Source organism: Pseudomonas sp. Irchel 3A18, assembly GCF_900187465.1.
In the GTDB taxonomy this organism is placed as follows: Bacteria; Pseudomonadota; Gammaproteobacteria; order Pseudomonadales; family Pseudomonadaceae; genus Aquipseudomonas; species Aquipseudomonas cichorii.
Window position 1 is genome coordinate 1 of record NZ_FYDI01000034.1, and the last position, 2,246, is coordinate 2,246.

A 2,246-nucleotide genomic window follows, 5' to 3' on the forward strand; every position below is an offset into this window, starting at 1 on the left:
TCAGGGAACAAGGGATGTTCATGCTCGTTTACCAGGCCAGCCGCCTCATCACTCTTCACCTCCAGGTATCCGCTGAAGACGCACGCAACGGTGCGTCCCATGACTAAGAAACACGGCACCCTGCAAGAGCGGCGTGCAGCACGCTTCGACAAGTCTCCGTCTTCTGCCACCTGTGCCTGTCTGTACAAGACGGCGGACATCGCCATTGTCCCGGTGCGCTATGCCCTGGACCGTTCGCGCTACGATGTCGAACCCACACAACTCAAGCCCTTGCCCGCCCGGGGCCAGTGGAGCCCACTGCCACGCCTCAAGACCCGCAGCTACACCCTGCGCCAGCTCTACGACGGGTATGTCTATGTGTTCGACGAAACGGCAGGGACGTTTCATGAGTACAGCATTTCGGCGTCCGATGCCTGCCTGACGCGCATCGTCTGGACGCAGGCCCATCTGGGGCAGGACGTTCGCCGCGGCGATGGAGAGGGCCACCCTTACCTGCTTTACCCCCGCAAGAACCGTCTGCACCTGGCTTTTTCCCCGGTGCAATGGACCTGGCGCATCTGTGAACACATGCGCTCACACGCCGACAGCCGTGCCCTGTGGATGAAGCCTCTGGACCTGTCCAACTTCTGCGCCACCCGGAACGAGCCGGGCGCGCTGCCGCTGATGGCGCTTGCCACGGCCGTCGCCGACATCGACAAGAATTACGTGGTTGAAGACAAGCGCTTCGCTGACTCGTCCATTCCGACTGCCGGGCCCGAATCGCAGCCCGATCAAGCGGAGCAATCAGTCTTTAACCCGCTCGGGGCCGATGTGTACTGGCTGGGCAACGTCCCGGACAGATGCAACTCGCTGCTGGTTGCACTGGACGACCCGCTGGGTGTGTTCAATGACCTGGGCATGCAACTGGCGGGTGATCAGGCCGCGTTTCAAACCTGGCAGCACGAACACGAACACACGTTGCAGATTGCCCAGACCGTCACTGCACTTTGCGGGGCCAATGGCGATGTGCAAAAACTGCCCGCTTCGGTACGTGGCGACAGCGCCAGGACCCAGCACTACCTGAACGAGATGGAGGAGTATTTCGATCAGATGGACCTGGAGGAGATGCTGACCATGCACGGCAACTCGCCGGGCGGCTCTCTGGGCACGATGGACATGTACAAGAGCGCGGACATGCGCGATGCGCTGCGTTCACGTTATGGGCGCTACCCGTCCGAGGACGACCGGCAGGCCTGGAAGGATCGCGAGAAATGGCGTCGCGAAGTCGACCTCAAGGGCGCGCGTGCCCATCTGCACCATCATTTGCCCCTCAGCGAAGCCCTGCTGCAACAGGTCCGCGACACCCAGGCCGATTTCCAGACATGGGCCGAGTACCTGGGCAACGACCCGCTCAAGCTGTTCATCGACACCGCCAACCCGAAAACCCTGCTGTACCTGCAAACCGTCATGACCGATTTACTGATGGTCTATGGCCAGGACCAACAGGCCAGTGCCTGGCTGGCGGATCAGGAAGCCAGGGGCGGGAGCCTGTTCGGGACCCTGCGCTATGGCTTTTCTCCCGGCCTCAAGGACGCCCTGGATCAGGAAGCCAACGCCCTGCTTGGCGGCATTGGCGACTTTACCAACCTCGCCACCCGCGCGGGCGAACTCAACGCCGTGCTCAACCATCAGGGTTTCGCCGACGCGGCCTGGATGAAAACGCTGAAACAGCCGGTGCAGAACACCTTCAAGGCCCTGCGCGAACTGGCGAGTGGAGCAGGCAAAACGATTGCCGAAAACATGCTGCTGGCCTGGGTGCCGGTGGACAGCCGTCTGGCGCTAGGCAAAAGCCAGAACCTCGTCGCCTTGATCCGCAACTTCATGATCGGCCAGATTCTGGCCAATACGCCGGAAATGATCCGCATCAACGAACAACTCGCCTCCCGGCTGAAACAGTGGAAGCGCGAGCAACGTCACCTGATCAAACAGATCGACGACACCCGCTTTAACTGGCTCTATCCCCTCGATCCTCGGGAACGCCGACACCTGGCGCGCCAGCTGCAATCACAACTGGATGCCCTGCGCCTGCACGAACTGAAAATCCCGGGGTTGCTGGACTTCCAGAACAACCAGTACGCCCAGTTGCTGCAAGAGGAAATACGCGCCTTCTTCAAGTCCGGCCTGGACGTCGCCAAGGACTGGCACACCCGCGCCAAGGCCTGGAGCGAACGCTTGGGTGGCCTGGGTGCCGGGATCACCTGGGGCGT

The 2,246-nt window shown here is 61.6% G+C and carries 1 protein-coding gene; it reads left to right on the forward strand.

From position 1 onward, the window contains the following. Positions 1–99 precede the first annotated feature (99 nt). Positions 100–2,246: OmpH family outer membrane protein (locus CKW23_RS26080; RefSeq protein WP_177434673.1), on the forward strand; the 2,147-nt coding region annotated here is incomplete at its 3' end.